The organism is Pseudomonas sp. GL_135, assembly GCF_057834665.1.
Map to the genome: position 1 here is coordinate 1,776,744 of NZ_CM174408.1, position 16,695 is coordinate 1,793,438.

The following is a 16,695-nucleotide window of genomic DNA, read 5'->3' on the forward strand; positions in this document are numbered from 1 at the left end:
CAAGCTGGCGCGGTTCCTGCAATCCCACCTTCCAATCTGCTGTTCGTCGCGCTTTTCCGGCGCGAGGGAGGGCGCGTGAGGCCGGTAATACCGACCTCGACTTCTATTTGGGTGGGGAAGGGCAATGTCCGGGGTTACGACCGAAGGATCCAGCGTCAAAAAAACAGCTTTGGCCAACGAACAGAATACGTTGGTGGTGCTCACCCGGAATCAGCCTGATTTTCTACGCCGCACCCTGCAGTACTACCGGGCCTATGCCGGTCCGGTGTTGGTCCTCGATGCATCGATCGAGGCGCCTGCCGCTGATGACTCGCCGGCCACGAACGTCACTTACCTGCACGTCCCGCAATTTGCCGACGCAACCACCGCTGACACGTTCGCCCATGCACTGGGCCTGGTGACCACGCCGTTTGTCACCCTCGCCGACGTCAATGACTTCCTGATGGAAGACGCGCTGGCGCAGAGTGTCAGCTTCTTGCAGGACCACCCCGAATATGGGTTTTGCCACGGCTACTCCCTGAGCTATCGCGCCGCCGACAACCAGGTCGATTATTTCCGCCGCGACAAGAAGGTCCGCGAAGAGATCTCTGCCGAGCGAAGCGAAGACCGGATCCAGCAGGCCATGGCCGCCTTCATCTCCCCCTTGCATGCAGTCACGCGGACCGAGCTATTGCGTCACTGGTACAGCGCCGTCCCGAAAACCGCCGCTGCGGTCTGGCAGGATATCGGCCTGGGTTGGTACCTGGCGGCCAGCGGCAAGGGTCGGCTGTTGCCGCTGCCGTATGCCGTCCGGGAGTTGAACGCCGCGCCGGCCCGTCAAAAAGGTCAGGTGATCGCCGCGCTGAATGATGCCGACGCTGTGTCCCGCGCCGCCCGTGAGTCATTCGCCGACTTCCTCGTGTCAATGTCGCCTTCACCCCTCGGCCATGATGCAACCGGGGCTCGCGCTCTGGTGCTCGACAGCTTCAACACACTGCTTAAGTGCGTGCGGGACGACACCGCGGCTGCCCACGAACGGATCGTCGAGTCCACCTGGAAAAGCCCCTTGAGCGGCCCGGTCCGGCGATTCGGCCCCAACCAGTACGTCGAGATGCCGTTTTATAACCAGCCCTTCTTTGATCGGTTGGCCGAGATCGAATTCCTGATCGGCGCGCTCCCCGCCGGTGCCGTACAGCATGACGAACTCGAAGGGATGTTGGTCTTGCAGCAGGAATTGCTCACGCTCCATGACAACGACACCCCGCAGACCATTACCGAGCGATTGTGGGAAGCGCTGGACATCAACGTATTCAACAAGGCTGTGGTCGCGCAGTTGGCCGAGCGACTCGCTCACCTCAACGAACCCGACGAGGCCCGCGGCATGACTGAGTGGCTGCATCGGCTGGAAGCGGTGGGCACCCAGGATCGGCAGGAACTCCTGCACGCCACCGCCTCCGGCCGCTTGCTGAACTGGCTGGAACTGCGTCGACCAGACGCGGACGTCGTCGCCAGGGGGAATGCGCGCCTCGCGGCTGAGGGCGCCGGCCCGCAATTCGGCATTTTTCTGCTGGACCTGGACGATGACCTGCGCAAATTGCAGGGCACCCTCGACAGCCTGATCGAGGGTGCCTGCACATCGTTCAGAATCGTTGTGTTCACCACCGGCGAGCCGCCAGTGGCTACCTCCGTGCAGAACACGCTGCACTTCGTCAAAGTCAGCAAAAGCAACTACGTCGAAAAACTCAACCAGATTGCACGGCAGATCGCCTCCGCCTGGCTGCTGCTGGTGGAGGCGGGTGACCGCTTCCTGCCAGGCGGCCTGTTGCGCGCAGCACTTGAATTACAAGGGGCCGATGATGTTCGTGCCGTGGCGGCCGACGAAATCCATCGCCAGCCCAATGGCACCCTGAAGGATGTCATGCGCCCTGGTTTCAACCTCGACCTCTTGCTGCGCAACCCTGCGCAGATGGCGCGCCACTGGCTGATCCGCAAGGAGGTGTTGCTGGAAGCAGGCGGGTATTCGCCGGACTTTACCGGCGCGCTGGAATTCGAGCTGCTGCTGCGAATCATCGAAAAGGGCGGGCCGTCGTGGCTGGCGCACCTGGATGAGCCACTGCTGATCACTGATGCCTGCGAGCCGGCCGATAACGGCGACGAACGCCTGGCACTGACGCGATACCTGACTGCACTGGGCTACAAGGCTCAGGTCACCTCGTCTCGCCCTGGCACCTGGCAGATCGACTATCGGCACAGCGAGCGTCCATTGGTGACGGTGATCCTTCCCAGCCAGAACAATCTCGAGTCGATGCAGCGTTGCCTGACGGCGGTCCTGCAACGCACGCGCTACATGCGCTACGAAGTGCTGATCGTCGACAACCGGAGCCAGTCGCCGCAGGTTCATGAATGGCTGGACCACCAGCAGCAAAACCCTCGCATCCGGATCCTGCGCAGCGACGTCTCGCTCAGCGAAGCCGCGCTGTACAACGCAGCCTCGCAACAGGCGCAAGGGGAATATCTGGTGCTGCTGTCGGCAGACAGCGAAGTGGTGAACCCCAACTGGATCGACGCCCTGCTCAATCACGCGATGCGCCCCGAAGTGGCCGTGGTTGGCCCCAAACTGGTCGATCGGGATGGCGCGGTGACGAACGCGGGCCTGATTCTGGGCATGAACGGCGGCGTCGGCTCGGCCTTTGTCGGTGAGCCCAAAGACGCCAGTGGTTACCTGCAGCGCCTGGTGCTGGAACACAATTACTCGGCGGTCTCCGGTGCCTGCGTGATGGTGCGCAAAGCGCTTTTCGAGTCCGTGGGCGGGCTTGATGAGGCGGACTTCGGCGATGCTTACGCGGTGGTGGATTTCTGTCTGAAGATCGGCCAGAACGGCTATTTGACGGTCTGGACGCCGCAGGTCCAGGTCTACCACTCGGGCAGCACGGCCCAGGCACCCCTGGCACTGGCACGCCTGCAGGACAAATGGGCCGGGGCCTTTGCTCATGATCTGGCCTATAACCAGAACCTGAGCCTGTCCGGTCGCGGTTTCACGGTCGACACGGCGTCCACGGCAGACTGGTCGCAACTGATCGCTTAAGGCCGCACCCGGTCCGCGCCGCATCCGGTTCGGACCGTCGCAGGCTCAATGTCGCTCCAGGTCAAAGGACTCCCTCATGTTCAACGGCAAATCAGTGTTCATCTCAGGCGCGACCGGCTCGTTCGGTCGCATGTTCATCCGCACGCTGCTGGCGCGTTATCAGCCCCGGCGCGTGGTGGTGTTCTCCCGGGATGAGCTCAAGCAGTACGAAATGCAGCAGGAATTCAACGCCCCGTGCATGCGCTACTTCCTCGGCGACGTGCGCGATGCCGACCGTTTGCAGCAGGGCATGCGCGGCATTGATTACGTGGTCCACGCGGCGGCGCTCAAGCACGTGCCGGCGGCGGAGTACAACCCGACCGAATTCATCCGCACCAACGTCAACGGCGCGGAAAACATCATTTCGGCGGCCATCGCCAACGGCGTGAAAAAGGTCGTGGCGCTGTCGACCGACAAGGCCGCCAGCCCGATCAACCTGTACGGCGCCACCAAGCTGCTGTCGGACAAGCTTTTTGTTGCCGCCAACAATATCGGTGGCGAAGAGCAGACGCGGTTTTCCGTGGTGCGCTACGGCAACGTCGCCGGCTCCCGGGGCTCTATCGTGCCGTTCTTCAGCAAGCTGCTGGCCGGGGGCGCGGCTGAACTGCCGATCACCGATCCGCGCATGACCCGCTTCTGGATCACCCTCGACCATGGCGTGGATTTCGTCATGCAGAGCTTTGAGCGCATGCACGGCGGCGAAGTGTTCGTGCCGAAGATTCCGTCGGTGCGCATCGTTGATCTGGCCCAGGCCATGGCCCCGGACCTGCCGCACAAGATCGTCGGCATCCGTCCCGGCGAGAAACTCCACGAGCTGATGGTGCCCCAGGACGACGCGCGCATGACCCTGGAATTCGACGACCACTACACCATCGTGCCGTCGATCCGCTTTAACAACGTCGACACCGATTTTGCAGTCGACGCGACAGGCGCACAGAGCAGAGCGGTTCACGATGAGTTCGAATACCGCTCCGACACCAACCCTGACTTCCTGTCGATCCGCCAGATCGGCGAGCTGCACGCTGACGTCAAGCCATGATTCCGTACGGCAGGCAGAGCGTTGATCAGGCCGACATTGATGCCGTCGTCGAGGTGCTCCAATCCGACTGGCTGACCCAGGGCCCGACCCTGGAGCGCTTTGAAGCCGCCATGGCCGAGCGCTGCGAAGCGGGTTTCGCGGTGGCGGTGTGCAATGCCACGGCAGCGCTGCACATTGCCTGTCTGGCGGCCGGACTGGGGCAGGGCGATTGGCTGTGGACCAGCCCGAATACCTTTCTGGCCTCGGCCAACTGCGGGCGTTATTGCGGCGCTGATGTGGATTTCGTCGATATCGACCCGCTGACCTGGAACCTCGACACCGATGCCCTCGCGCGCAAGCTTGAAGCCGCCGAATCAACCGGCACGCTGCCCAAGGTACTGGTGGCGGTGGCGTTTTCCGGCCAGAGCTGCGACATGCGCGCCATCGCCGGGCTGGCCCGGCGTTATGGGTTTGTGGTGATCGAAGACGCCTCCCACGCGGTCGGCGCGCATTACGCCGGGCGCCCGGTGGGCTGTGGCGAATTCGCCGACATGACAGTGTTCAGCTTTCATCCGGTGAAGATTGTCACCACCGGCGAAGGCGGCATGGTGCTGACCAACAGCCCCAAACTGGCCGAACACTTGCGCCGCCTGCGCAGCCACGGCATGACCCGTGATCCGGCGCAGATGGACGAGCCGAGCCACGGCCCCTGGTATTACCAGCAAGTCGAACTGGGCTTCAATTACCGCATGACCGACATGCAGGCCGCGCTCGGGCTTTCGCAGCTGGGGAAACTGGACGGTTTTCTGGCCCGGCGGCGCGAGCTGGTAGCGCGCTATCAAATGCTTCTGGCTGACCTGCCGCTGACCTTGCCGACCGCTCAAGCTGAGGCCGATTCCGCGTGGCACTTGTACGTCGTGCGCCTGCAGACCGACCTGATTGCGCTGAGTCATCGTCAAGTCTTCGAAAGTTTGCGCGGGGCAGGCATCGGCGTGAACGTGCATTACATTCCGGTTCATCTGCAGCCCTATTACCGCGACCTGAACTTCAAGCCGGGTGATTTCCCGGAAGCCGAGGCTTATTACGCCCAGGCCATCAGCCTGCCGCTGTACCCGGCGATGACCGATGCGCAGCAGGATTACGTCGTTGATCAGCTGCGTCGAGTGCTTGGCAAAACGGGCCGGGCACGCGACTGATGGGAACACATCCATGACAGGTCCACGCCCATGAGCGCCGTCGCGATTATTCCCGCGAGGGGTGGCAGCCAGCGCATCCCGCGCAAGAACATCAAGCTGTTCAACGGCGAGCCGATGATCGCCCATTCCATTCGTGCTGCGCTGGCCAGCGGGGTGTTCGATCAGGTTATCGTCAGCACCGACGATGAAGAAATCGCCAACGTCGCCCGTGCCCATGGCGCTGACGTGCCGTTCATGCGCCCGGCAGAGCTGGCCGATGCGTTTACCGGCACAGCGGCGGTGATCCAGCACGCGCTTTGTACTCTGGAGGCCCTCGATCAGCGCTTTGATTATGCGTGCTGCATTTACGCCACCGCGCCGCTGTTGCAGGCGCGTTATCTGCGTCAGGGCCTGGAAGCGCTCGTCGCGGCGCCGGAAAAATCCTATGGGTTTTCAGTGTGCAGCTTCGGCTTCCCGGTGCAGCGCGCCCTCTTGATTGGCGACGACGGCAGCCTGAGCGCGATGCACCCGGAATTTCGCAGCGTGCGTTCTCAGGATCTGCCGGTGGCGTATCAGGACGCCGGCCAGTTCTACTGGGGCCGCAGCGATGCCTGGCGGCGCGGTGACACGGTTTTTTCCGAACTCAGCCTGCCGGTGATTCTGCCCCGGCATCTGGTGCAGGACATCGACAGCCCGGAAGACTGGCTGCGCGCGGAGTATCTTTATGCTGCGCTCAAGGCCGGCGGGGAGCTGGACTGATGCGCGTGCTGATTCGCGCCGACGCCTCGGTGACCATCGGCAGCGGCCACATTGCTCGCTGCCTGACGCTCGCCAATGTGCTGCGCCGGGATGGCGCTGACGTGCGCTTTGCCTGCCGCGAGTTGCCTGGGCATTTGCTCCAGCGGCTGGCGGATCACGGTTATGCCACCTATGCGCTGCCGGCACGCTATGGCGCTGAAGAAGATCAGGACATCGAAGCGGCGTTGCCGTGGCAGGCTGACCTGTCTGCCTTGGCCGAAGAGATTGAGCATGAGCCGCCCTTTGACTGGCTGATCGTCGACCATTACGGCCTGGATGCGCGATGGGAAAAGGCGGCGCGCGGTCTCGCCGATCGGGTGATGGCCATTGATGATCTGGCCAATCGGCCCCACGCGGTGGATGTGCTGCTGGACCAGAATTACAGCGCTCAAGCGCTGGATCAGCCTTATGCCGCCTGGGTCGGGCCTGATTGCCAGACCTTTCTGGGGCCGCGATTTGCTCTGCTCCGCGACGAGTTTCAATGCGAGCCCATCGCGATCAAGCCGCGTGTGAAGCGGGTGCTGGTCAACTTCGGTGGCTTCGATGCGGCCGGGCAGGTCTACGCTACGATGCAGGCGCTTCAGGGGTTAGATGACTTGCAGGTGGATTTCGTCGCCGGTTTGCATAACCCCCACTGGCAGGCGATGAGCGATCTCGCTGCTTCTAGACCTGAGTGGCATTTGCACAGCCTGACCGGAGATTTTTTTGCGCGGATGCAGGCGGCTGATCTGTTTATCGGTGCCGGTGGCGGCACCACGTGGGAGCGCGCGGCGCTGGGGTTGCCGACGATCTGTATTTCGGTGGCGAACAACCAGCAGCTCAATGCGCAATTGCTGGCCGAGGCCGGCGTGCATGTGTATCTCGGGCCCCATGTGCAGCTTGAGCCCGGCCTTTTGCGCGCCGCCGTCGAGCAGCTTTGCGGGGATGCAGCCTTACGCCGGACGCTCGCCGAGCAATCGAGGTTGTTGGTCGATGGCCTTGGCGCCCGGCGTATCGCTGATGCATTGGCGAAGGTGGCCGATAACGCGGCAAAGGGGCAGGGCGCATGAGCCGCTGCCCGTTCTTATTTCTAGCGTCGGAGCCAGTGCCGGCCGACGTCAATGCAGCGAGTGAGCAACGATGAAGTCTTTCAAGATCGGTTCGCGAACCATCGGCCCCGACGCGCCGCCGTTCATCATTGCCGAGATGAGCGGCAACCATAATCAGTCGCTGGATCAGGCATTGCGTATCGTCGAGGCGGCCGCCAAAGCCGGGGCCCATGCCCTCAAACTGCAAACCTATACCGCCGACACCATGACCCTGGACATCGCCGAGGGCGAGTTCTTCATCAAAGATCCCAACAGTTTGTGGGCCGGGACCTCGCTGTATGCGCTGTACGAGCAGGCGCATACGCCGTGGGAATGGCACGCGCCGATCTTCGCCCGGGCTAAAGAGTTGGGGCTGCTGGCGTTCTCCACGCCCTTCGACGAGACCGCCGTGGACTTTCTCGAGAGCCTCGACGTGCCGGCCTACAAGATCGCCAGCTTTGAAAACACCGACATCCCGCTGATTCGCAAAGTGGCGGCCACCGGTAAACCGATGATCATTTCCACCGGCATGGCCAGCATCGCCGAGCTGGACCACAGCGTGCGCGCGGCCCGGGCCGCGGGCTGCAAGGATCTGGTGCTGCTGAAATGCACCAGCACCTACCCGGCCACACCGGCCAACAGCCACGTCCGCACGATTCCGCATATGGCCGGGTTGTTCGGCTGCCAGGTGGGCTTGTCCGATCACACCATGGGCGTTGGCGTGTCGGTTGCTGCGGTGGCCATGGGCGCGACGGTCATCGAAAAGCACTTCACCCTGGACCGCGCCGATGGCGGGGTCGACGCCAGTTTTTCCCTGGAACCGGCGGAAATGGCCAGCCTGGTCATCGAAACCGAACGCGCGTGGCAAGGCATGGGCCACGTGCAATACGGCGCTACCGAAGCCGAACAGAAATCGCTGCAATACCGCCGCTCGTTGTACGTGGTGCGGGACATCGCCGAGGGCGAGGCCTTCACCCCGGACAATATCCGCGCCATTCGCCCCGGCCTCGGCCTCGCGCCCAAACACATCGATGCCGTGCTGGGGCGCAAAGCCCGGCACCCGCTGAAACGCAGGACTGCGTTGAGCTGGGATGTGGTGGGTTGAGTGAAGGCAGGACCGGCATCACTTGGGAATTGCGCTGTGAACACGAATGTAGGACCGGCTTTAGCCGGGAAGACGGCATTCGCCACACCTCAGAATCGCGGGTGCATATTTGGGCCTCTTCCCGGCTGAAGCCGGTCCCACTAAACCAATGCGTGCAGTCAGTGAGATTGGCTGTGAACGCCAGTGTAGGACCGGCTTTAGCCGGGAAGACGGCAGGCGTCACACCGCAAAAATGAGGCTGTACATCAGGGCCTCGTCCCGGCTGAAGCTTGTCCCACTAAAGCCACCCGGGTGTTCGCCGACCCGCCACAATCCCGTGACATCTTCATGTCAATTGGCTGTCTGAGCGGCGATCTGAGGTTGCGCAGCACCCGTCGGTCAGCTAAAAGCTTGTAAAACTTTTGGTGACCTGTGGGTCATAACGGGCATCTTCACTGTATCGTGTTGGCGGGCCGTGACGTCGTCGGGCCGATTTCAGAGCGATTCTGGTATCGCTTTGGCGTGTACGTCGCCTTTTTTCAAGCCGCAAGCCCCGGATTTTCAACGCCCCGCTTAACCGCGCCGGGTGATGTTCAGCAGTTTTTTATTGGGAAGCCATGATGATTGGCATCAAGAGCATAGCGAGTTATGTGCCCACAGCCGGCGTCGACAATTACGCCCAGGGTGCCAAATTCGGAAAGGATGAAGACTTCATCCTTGGCAAGATCGGTTCCGCTTTTCTGCCGCGCAAAGACGACAACCAGGAAACCTCGGACCTGTGCGTCGAAGCGGTCAACCAGCTGTTCGCCAACAACCCCGGGCTGTCGCGGGACGCCATCGACGCCCTGATCGTCGTCACCCAGAACGGCGACGAAGAAGGCTTGCCGCACACGGCCGCCATCGTTCAACACAAACTCGGCCTGCCGACCCATGTCGCCGCGTTCGACATTTCCCTGGGGTGCTCGGGCTACGTCTACGGCATCTATGCGCTGAAAGGCTTCATGGAGGCGACCGGCCTGAAAAACGGCCTGCTGGTCACCGCCGACCCGTATTCCAAGATCGTCAACCCGGAAGACCGCAACACCACCATGCTCTTCGGCGATGCCGCCACCGCGACCTGGATGAGCGACGACGCCCCGTGGCAGTTGGGCAAATCCAAGTTCGGCACCGACGGCTCGGGCGCAGAGTTTCTCAAGACCACCGACGGCGCGTTCTACATGAACGGGCGTCAGGTGTTCAACTTCGCGCTGGTCAAAGTGCCTGCGCACCTCAATGAATTGCTCGAAGACTCCGGCCTGCAATCCTCCGACGTTGATGCGTTCTGCATTCACCAGGGTAGTGCGGCCATCGTCGATGCGGTCGCCCGTCGGTTCGAGGACGGCACGTCGCCGGAGAAGTTCGTCAAGGATATGCTCGAGACCGGCAACACGGTGTCTTCCAGCATTCCGCTGCTGCTGGAAAAACACGTCATGAACGCTACGTGGAAGCGCATCGCGGTCAGTGGTTTCGGCGTGGGCTTGTCGTGGGGCTCAGCGATCCTTTATCGTCCCTGACAGCGAATCACCGGGCTGCCTCCAGCCTGTACGACGGCGACGCTGATAACTCAGGTCGCCGTTTTGCTTTCTGCACCTCCCATCGGAAAAGGACTGCCGTCATGAGCGAGATTCTCCAGCGCAACCTCGCCGTGATCGAACAGCGCTGGCCCGACGTGGCCCAGCGGTTGAGCGCCGAAAATACCGAATTCATTCCTGCGCAGTTGATCGAAGGTCGACAATCGACCCTCAGCATTGGCGGCATCCAGCTCACCAGCCGCCATGATCGCCTCGGCGAAGCGCAAACCCAGGCAAAAAGCCTCCCCACCGACAGCCCCGCCGTGCACCTTTATGGCACCGGCCTCGGCGATCTGCAGAGGGTTTTGCTCGCCGAACACTCTCTGCAAGCGCTGCACGTCCATATCCTCAATGGCGCGCTGTTCTCATTGGTGCTGCAACTGCTGGAACAGGATGACTGGCTGTCCGACCCCCGCGTGAACCTCGCGTACGCCGATGCCCGCAGCGAGATTCAACTGCCGTTCTTTGCGCTGCCAGCCGAGCTGGTGCTGGCCGACGACAGCAGCGCACGGATCCGCGATCGGCTGGTCAGCGAAGTGCACGTCGCCTTCAACAACCAGGCCTTCGCCGCCGATACCCCCGACAACGCGCGCCTGCTGGAACAGGGCAGGGCACTGCTGCAAGGGGACACCGACGTCGCTGCACTGTTCGGCACTCAACCCGGGCGCGACGTGTTCGTTATCGCCACGGGACCGAGTCTGCAACAGCATTTGCCGCGCCTCTTGATCACGTCAAACAGCACGAACCGCCCGCTGATCATTTGCGTCGACACGGCCTACGTGCCGCTGCGCAATCAGGGCATCACGCCGGATGTGGTGGTGAGCATCGACCACCGCATCACCCCGCGACATCTGCCCGCCGAGGGTTCTGCACACATCGCGCTGGTCTACGTGCCGGGACAGGACGCCGAAATGCTGGAGGCATGGCAAGGCCCGCGCTACGTAGGCTATTCAACCAGCCCCCTGTACGCCCGGCTGCGTGAAGAAATTCCCAGAGCTACGTTGCATGTCGCCGGCAGCGTCATTCACCCGGCGGTAGACCTCGCGGTCAAATTGGGCGCTTCACGGATCACCCTGTTCGGCGCCGACTTCGCCTTCCCCGGCGGCAAGACCCACACCGGCTGGGAGGACGGCGACCTGGGGCCTGCCCTGAGCGTCGCCAAACACTGGGTGCGCGACGGCCGCGGCAACAAGGTCAAGACCCAGCTCAATTTCCGCAGCTATCTGATCGAACTCGAACGCTTCATTGCCCGCCACCCGCAGGTCACGTTCCTCAACACCAGCCGCGACGGTGCGTTGATCGCCGGCGCCCACTTCGACCCCGACTGGACCGCGCCATGACCTTGCCTGCAGACGTCATAGAAGAAGCCCGCGACTGCGCGAAGCTGTTTCGCCTGGGCCGCGATATCGAAGGCGCGCTTAAGATGGTCGAGCTGATCGACCGGTCTATGCCGCTGATGGAAGGGGTCTGCGCCGAGAGACAGGCTGAATGGGGGAGGGTGTTGAGTGCGATTCTGGCCTGCCAGGAGCGGCAGGATTGGTTGGGAGTGGCGGATTGGCTGGAAGTGGAGTTTGTTGAGATTTGACCCTTTCCGGGTGCAGGAAAGTCAGAGAAAGTTCCTACGTTAGTTTCAGTTCAGTCTGAATTGAGTGGACCGTAAGGGCCTTTTTTTTCAGTTTTTTTTATATCCAGTCCAGTGAATAACTTAGCTGTTTTATTACCCTTCAAGTGTAGTGGTGGCGCAGCCTTCGGGAAGTGTTTGTTGTTAAAGCCAATGTGCAGATCGTCGATACCGGGATTGTAGGTTCTCCGGGAGAAATGGACTTCCCCGACATCAGAGAACCCTCCGTTTCTATCAACGAGGGAATTAAAAATGGCTTTAACTGTGAACACCAATATTGCGTCGCTGTCTGTTCAGCGGAATCTGGGCCGCTCTTCCGACTCCCTAAGCACCGCCATGACGAGGCTTTCCTCCGGTTTGCGTATCAACAGTGCCAAAGATGACGCAGCTGGCATGCAGATTGCCACCCGGCTTACCACGCAGATTCGAGGGCTCACCGTCGCAGCGAGAAATGCCAACGATGCGATCTCTGTGATTCAAACAACCGAGGGGGCATTGCAAGAGTCGATTGGTATCTTGCAACGTATGCGTGAACTCGCTGTTCAAGCGAAAAATGGCACCAACAGTTCGAGCGATCGTGCTGCATCCAACAAGGAATTTGACGAGAAAGTTGCCGAGCTCAATCGTCTTGCCGGCAGTACGAAGTTTGGCCAGGACTTGAAGCTGCTGGATGGAAGTGCAGGTATCCTTACCTTCCATGTGGGCGCGAACACAGGTCCTGATGAGCAGATTGATATCGCGCTTACAGAAGACTTTTCCGGCAAAGCGCTATTCACTGCAAAAGCAGATATTCCAGCGGTCACCGCAGTGCTCCCAGATCCTGCTACTAACACTGCTTTGGTCGTGGGTAACAGGGATGTAAAAATTGGCGATAACATCACCCCCAAAATTGATGGGACCGGCATCTATGAAGGTATAGCGCGAGCGAACCCATTGCAGCCCACTAAGGCAGAACTTGAGTTGGAGTCGGCTGTAACAGCTAAGAACATCGATGATGCGATCATTCAGATCGACAAGGCATTGGCGACAGTTTCAGCAGCCACTGCTGAATTGGGGGCCAAGCAAAACCGGCTGACCTCTACTATTTCCAACATTTCCAATATCGTGGAAAACGTGACGGCGTCACGCGGCCGAATTGAAGACGTCGACTTCGCCGCAGAAACCGCCGAGCTCACCAAACAGCAAACCCTTCAACAAGCCTCCACCGCCATCCTGTCCCAAGCCAACCAGCTACCAGCCGCCGTGCTGAAGCTCCTGCAATAACCCAAGCCTCTCTATAGAGAGCGCTACCACACCGGGCGCGCCGCAGGGGGCGTCCGTCTTTTGAGAACTGGTTAACAAATCGCCGGGTCAGGTTAAAGCTTCCGGGGAGTGCGCCGAAACGTTGTGTATCCCCGGACAACAAAATGCGGGGGTGGCGCTCTGGTGGCAAATAAATTTGAAAAAGCCCTCAAGCTCCTGGCAACCGCGACGATAAACATTACGTAGGTTCTCTAGGCCACACCCGGCGCTTGCCAGGGCCGGATAGCCGCAGCAAACAACTCACGAGGAATTCATCATGGCTTTAGGCGTAAACACCAACGTAGCTTCCCTGGCTGTTCAGAAGAACCTGTCCAAAGCTTCCGATGCACTGTCGACTTCGATGACTCGTCTGTCTTCCGGTCTGAAAATCAACAGCGCTAAAGACGACGCAGCCGGCCTGCAGATCGCAACCCGCGAAACGTCGCAAATCCGCGGCCAGACCGTAGCAATCAAGAACGCCAACGACGGCATCTCGATGGCTCAAACCGCTGAAGGCGCTCTGCAAGAGTCCACCAACATTCTGCAGCGTATGCGTGAACTGGCTGTTCAGTCGCGAAACGACACTAACGGCACGGCTGACCGTACCGCTCTGAACGCTGAATTCGGTCAGATGTCCGACGAACTGACTCGTATCTCGTCTTCGACCAACCTCAACGGCAAAAACCTGCTGGACGGTTCGGCTGGCACCATGACCCTGCAAGTAGGCTCGAGCACTGGCTCGGCTAACCGCATCGACCTGGTTCTGAGCTCCAAGTTCGACGCTACTTCCCTGTCGGTTGCAAGCGGTTCTGTTGCGATCACTGGCACCAGCGCCACCGCCAGCACCAACATCGACAACGCAATCACTGCAATTGACGCTGCTCTGGCAACGATCAACAGCACTCGTGCAAACCTCGGTGCTTCGCAAAGCCGTCTGACCAGCACCATTTCCAACCTGCAAAACGTTAACGAAAACGCCACCGCTGCACTGGGCCGTATTCAAGACACCGACTTCGCCGCTGAAACCGCTAACCTGACCAAACAACAGACTCTGCAACAAGCTTCCACCTCTGTTCTGGCCCAGGCTAACCAGCTGCCATCCGCTGTTCTGAAACTGCTTCAGTAATAACGGTTAGAGTTTGGCGGGGGAGTATGCTTGCGTGCTCTCCCGCTTTTTACGTTCAAGAGGTGAGTGGACATGGACATAAGTAGCAGGCTCAATTTGTCTTATTCGATGGTCCAGTCGTTGCCCGCGGTGCCTGTGGTTGCTGACAAGCCAGCCGTGGCGCCTCAAGTCGTTTCTGCTCCGGCTGCTTCTGCGCAGTCCGAGACGTCGACAAGTAAAGACTCAGACCCAGGCAAGAAGTCAGAAGAACTGGAAGCGGCCGTCAAGCAAATGGAACAGTTCTTTCAGTCGGTTCATCGCAACCTGGAATTCTCCATCGACGACAAGTCGGGGAAAGTGGTAGTGAAAGTGATCGCCACGGAAACAGGTGAAGTGGTGCGGCAATTGCCGTCCGCTGAAGCGTTGAAACTCGCCGACAGTCTGAAGAACGCAAACAGCCTGTTATTCGACGCGAAAGTTTAAATGGCACAAAACGTGAACGCTGCCTTTGGGCGTAGCGTGCTCGTCAACATGCTGACTACAACTGAAAGGAGATTCACATGGCTAGTCCAATTACACCTGCTACGGGCCTCGGCTCGGGTTTGGCAATCGGTGAAATCGTGACCGCATTGGTCAATTCCGACAAAACCGCCAAGCAAACCCAGATCACCACCCAGACCAAGCTGGTCACCACCAAGCTGTCGGGCATCGGCACGCTGCAATCGGCGATGTCGGCGTTTCAGGCGCTGGTCAATCCGCCGTCCGGCACCACCAGTAAACTGCAATTCACCGGCTACGCGGCGAAGTCCTCCGACGAAACCAAGATGACCGTGAGCTCGGATAACACCGCAGTGCCCGGCACCTATTCGATCAACGTCAATAACATCGCCACCAGTTCGAGCGTTGCGACGGCTGCATTTGCCGGCGGTGGTACCAGTGCCATTCCGAGTGGGGACCTTACCCTCACTCAAAATGGCATTTCCAAGGCTTACACCATTCCGGAGGGGGCCACCCTGGCCTCGGTCGCGGCGCAGATCAATAAAGACACGAAAACCACCAACATCAGTGCCAACATCATCACGGACGACAAGGGCACGCGCCTGGTTTTTGGCTCGACAGTGACTGGTGCTGATTCCGAGATCACCACCAGCAGCAGCATTGCCGGTTTCACCATCGGTAAAACCGACAAGCTTGATGCGACCTCCGCTTCGTCGGCCGGTTACATTGGCACGCCGCCAGTCAGCGCTTCTTTGACGATCAACGGACTGCAGGTCACCAGCAAAAGCAACACGGTCGACAAGACCCTTGGCGGGGTAACGATGAAACTGTTGCCCGGCAGTGACAAAACCACCACCACGGTGACGGTGAGCACCAACACCGACAACCTGAAGGCGTCACTGCAGGCCTTTGTCGATTCCTACAACGCGGTGCTCAGTGCCGTGACCACGGTGACGAAAGCTTCGGTCAGTGACACCCCGGACAAAACAACCGGCGCTACGGTCACGCCGGCCTCGCTGACCGGCGACGCAATGCCCCGTGCGATCATTTCGGCGTTGCGCAAAGAGTTGGTCACCACGGGTGCGCCGGGCGAGCTGTCGGTATTGGCTCAGTTGGGCATCACGACCGGTCAGAGCGACGGCAAGCTGACACTGGACGACAAGAAATTCACCGCCGCGATGGATGCGGGGCTGGCGGGTGACGTTCAGCAGTTGTTCACCGGTACCGGAGACGGCAAGAACGGTTTGCTGGCCCGGATGAATGCGGCTGTCACGCCTTACACCCAGACTGGCGGCATTTTCGACACCCGCAAGACCAGCCTGAACAAACAGCAGAGCAACCTTCAGGATCAGCAAGCCGCACTCGATTTGCGCGTCACGACCCTGACGGCCACCCTGACCGCCAAATACAACGCGATGGACTTGCTGGTGGGGCAGTTGAAAGCCTCGGCGACGAGCATCACCTCGTTCTTCGACTCGCTCAACGCGCAGAAAAACGCGTAAACGTTGGCGCGCTGAAGATGACCCGGCCCTGGTGCCGGGTTTTTGGCATCTGGCCTTAAAGTTTTTTCAGGCCGTGTCGATACCCTCACTATAGAAACTTCGAGTTTTGCGAGGTAAGACAATGAACCGTATGGCAGCCCTTCGTCAGTATCAGAAGGTCAACTCACATGCCCAGACTGCAGTGGCCACGCCACACCGTCTGGTACAGATGCTGATGGAAGCCGGCCTTGACCGTATCGCCCAGGCCAAGGGCGCCATCGAGCGCAAGGACATCCCCGCCAAAGGGCTGTTGATTGGCAAGGCGATTGAAATCATCGGCGGTCTGCGTGAAGGTCTGGACATGGAAAAGCAGGCGGAAGCCCTGGCCCATGTCGACAATCTGTACGTGTACCTGATGAAGCGTCTGGCAGAAGCGAACATCAAATCCGATCCGAAGATCCTTGATGAAGTCAGCGGCCTGCTGACCACGGTCAAGGAAGGCTGGGACGGGATCGGCGAACAACAGCCCGTGCTCTGAAGGAGACACCCATGAGCGTTGCACTCAAGCGAATCGAAGAAACCCGTGAAGCCTTGGTCGATGCCCTCGAGCAGCGTGACTGGGAGGCAATCGGCCAGCTCGATATGGCCTGCCGGGCCTGCGTCGACGAAGTCATCAACCAGGCGAGCAACGATGAGCCTGAATTGCGAAACAATCTGGAAGAGCTGCTAGGCGTCTATCGCAAGCTTATTGACGTAGCTGTGGGCGAACGTCAAGCGATCGTCGACGAAATGTCGCAGATCCAGCGAGCGAAAAGCGCGGCAAAGGTTTACCATCTGTTCGGTTGACACTTGGT

The 16,695-nt window shown here is 60.2% G+C and carries 15 protein-coding genes; all 15 read left to right on the forward strand.

Going from position 1 to position 16,695, the window contains the following annotated elements:
* Positions 1-124 precede the first annotated feature (124 nt).
* The 15 genes from AC3ISG_RS08090 to fliT all read left to right on the forward strand — a co-directional run bounded on the left by AC3ISG_RS08090 (position 125) and on the right by fliT (position 16,687).
* Positions 125-3,064, forward strand: coding sequence for a TIGR00180 family glycosyltransferase (locus AC3ISG_RS08090; protein ID WP_489298944.1), 2,940 nt, complete (start codon positions 125-127; stop codon positions 3,062-3,064).
* 76 nt (positions 3,065-3,140) lie between these two features.
* Complete coding sequence (gene pseB, locus AC3ISG_RS08095; protein ID WP_489298945.1) at positions 3,141-4,142, forward strand: UDP-N-acetylglucosamine 4,6-dehydratase (inverting); 1,002 nt, start codon at positions 3,141-3,143, stop codon at positions 4,140-4,142.
* On the forward strand, positions 4,139-5,317 hold the full coding sequence (gene pseC, locus AC3ISG_RS08100) for a UDP-4-amino-4,6-dideoxy-N-acetyl-beta-L-altrosamine transaminase (protein ID WP_489298946.1): 1,179 nt from the start codon (positions 4,139-4,141) through the stop codon (positions 5,315-5,317). Before pseB ends, pseC begins: the two co-directional genes overlap by 4 nt.
* A gap of 30 nt (positions 5,318-5,347) precedes the next feature.
* On the forward strand, positions 5,348-6,055 hold the full coding sequence (gene pseF, locus AC3ISG_RS08105) for a pseudaminic acid cytidylyltransferase (RefSeq protein WP_489298947.1): 708 nt from the start codon (positions 5,348-5,350) through the stop codon (positions 6,053-6,055).
* A complete protein-coding gene (gene pseG / locus AC3ISG_RS08110; protein ID WP_489298948.1) occupies positions 6,055-7,143 on the forward strand; it encodes a UDP-2,4-diacetamido-2,4,6-trideoxy-beta-L-altropyranose hydrolase in 1,089 nt (362 codons plus the stop codon). Before pseF ends, pseG begins: the two co-directional genes overlap by 1 nt.
* A gap of 70 nt (positions 7,144-7,213) precedes the next feature.
* On the forward strand, positions 7,214-8,266 hold the full coding sequence (gene pseI, locus AC3ISG_RS08115) for a pseudaminic acid synthase (RefSeq protein ID WP_489298949.1): 1,053 nt from the start codon (positions 7,214-7,216) through the stop codon (positions 8,264-8,266).
* A 599-nt stretch (positions 8,267-8,865) separates the two neighbouring features.
* Complete coding sequence (locus AC3ISG_RS08120; protein ID WP_489299475.1) at positions 8,866-9,798, forward strand: ketoacyl-ACP synthase III; 933 nt, start codon at positions 8,866-8,868, stop codon at positions 9,796-9,798.
* A gap of 101 nt (positions 9,799-9,899) precedes the next feature.
* A complete protein-coding gene (locus AC3ISG_RS08125; protein WP_489298950.1) occupies positions 9,900-11,195 on the forward strand; it encodes a motility associated factor glycosyltransferase family protein in 1,296 nt (431 codons plus the stop codon).
* Positions 11,192-11,440: a hypothetical protein gene (locus AC3ISG_RS08130; RefSeq protein ID WP_485620469.1), complete on the forward strand. Its 249-nt coding sequence runs from the start codon at positions 11,192-11,194 to the stop codon at positions 11,438-11,440. The genes AC3ISG_RS08125 and AC3ISG_RS08130 overlap by 4 nt, the downstream gene beginning before the upstream one ends.
* Before the next feature lie 288 nt (positions 11,441-11,728).
* Positions 11,729-12,739: a flagellin N-terminal helical domain-containing protein gene (locus AC3ISG_RS08135; RefSeq protein ID WP_122624325.1), complete on the forward strand. Its 1,011-nt coding sequence runs from the start codon at positions 11,729-11,731 to the stop codon at positions 12,737-12,739.
* A gap of 295 nt (positions 12,740-13,034) precedes the next feature.
* A complete protein-coding gene (locus AC3ISG_RS08140) occupies positions 13,035-13,883 on the forward strand; it encodes a flagellin domain-containing protein (RefSeq protein ID WP_037011586.1) in 849 nt (282 codons plus the stop codon).
* A 72-nt stretch (positions 13,884-13,955) separates the two neighbouring features.
* A complete protein-coding gene (locus AC3ISG_RS08145; protein WP_122534869.1) occupies positions 13,956-14,345 on the forward strand; it encodes a flagellar protein FlaG in 390 nt (129 codons plus the stop codon).
* A gap of 77 nt (positions 14,346-14,422) precedes the next feature.
* Complete coding sequence (gene fliD, locus AC3ISG_RS08150; RefSeq protein WP_122534870.1) at positions 14,423-15,862, forward strand: flagellar filament capping protein FliD; 1,440 nt, start codon at positions 14,423-14,425, stop codon at positions 15,860-15,862.
* A 121-nt stretch (positions 15,863-15,983) separates the two neighbouring features.
* Positions 15,984-16,379, forward strand: a complete 396-nt coding sequence (gene fliS / locus AC3ISG_RS08155; RefSeq protein ID WP_122534871.1) for a flagellar export chaperone FliS — start codon at positions 15,984-15,986, stop codon at positions 16,377-16,379.
* A gap of 11 nt (positions 16,380-16,390) precedes the next feature.
* A complete protein-coding gene (gene fliT / locus AC3ISG_RS08160) occupies positions 16,391-16,687 on the forward strand; it encodes a flagellar protein FliT (RefSeq protein ID WP_122624327.1) in 297 nt (98 codons plus the stop codon).
* Positions 16,688-16,695 lie beyond the last annotated feature (8 nt).

What these genes read in the sequence shown, in the direction of transcription:
- pseF (WP_489298947.1), top strand. Translation starts at nt 5,348, where the DNA reads ATGAGCGCCGTCGCGATTATTCCCGCGAGGGGTGGCAGCCAGCGCATC.
- AC3ISG_RS08145 (WP_122534869.1), top strand. Translation starts at nt 13,956, where the DNA reads ATGGACATAAGTAGCAGGCTCAATTTGTCTTATTCGATGGTCCAGTCG.
- AC3ISG_RS08135 (WP_122624325.1), top strand. Translation starts at nt 11,729, where the DNA reads ATGGCTTTAACTGTGAACACCAATATTGCGTCGCTGTCTGTTCAGCGG.
- pseB (WP_489298945.1), top strand. Translation starts at nt 3,141, where the DNA reads ATGTTCAACGGCAAATCAGTGTTCATCTCAGGCGCGACCGGCTCGTTC.
- AC3ISG_RS08120 (WP_489299475.1), top strand. Translation starts at nt 8,866, where the DNA reads ATGATTGGCATCAAGAGCATAGCGAGTTATGTGCCCACAGCCGGCGTC.
- AC3ISG_RS08130 (WP_485620469.1), top strand. Translation starts at nt 11,192, where the DNA reads ATGACCTTGCCTGCAGACGTCATAGAAGAAGCCCGCGACTGCGCGAAG.
- AC3ISG_RS08090 (WP_489298944.1), top strand. Translation starts at nt 125, where the DNA reads ATGTCCGGGGTTACGACCGAAGGATCCAGCGTCAAAAAAACAGCTTTG.
- AC3ISG_RS08125 (WP_489298950.1), top strand. Translation starts at nt 9,900, where the DNA reads ATGAGCGAGATTCTCCAGCGCAACCTCGCCGTGATCGAACAGCGCTGG.
- fliS (WP_122534871.1), top strand. Translation starts at nt 15,984, where the DNA reads ATGAACCGTATGGCAGCCCTTCGTCAGTATCAGAAGGTCAACTCACAT.
- pseI (WP_489298949.1), top strand. Translation starts at nt 7,214, where the DNA reads ATGAAGTCTTTCAAGATCGGTTCGCGAACCATCGGCCCCGACGCGCCG.
- fliT (WP_122624327.1), top strand. Translation starts at nt 16,391, where the DNA reads ATGAGCGTTGCACTCAAGCGAATCGAAGAAACCCGTGAAGCCTTGGTC.
- fliD (WP_122534870.1), top strand. Translation starts at nt 14,423, where the DNA reads ATGGCTAGTCCAATTACACCTGCTACGGGCCTCGGCTCGGGTTTGGCA.
- AC3ISG_RS08140 (WP_037011586.1), top strand. Translation starts at nt 13,035, where the DNA reads ATGGCTTTAGGCGTAAACACCAACGTAGCTTCCCTGGCTGTTCAGAAG.
- pseG (WP_489298948.1), top strand. Translation starts at nt 6,055, where the DNA reads ATGCGCGTGCTGATTCGCGCCGACGCCTCGGTGACCATCGGCAGCGGC.
- pseC (WP_489298946.1), top strand. Translation starts at nt 4,139, where the DNA reads ATGATTCCGTACGGCAGGCAGAGCGTTGATCAGGCCGACATTGATGCC.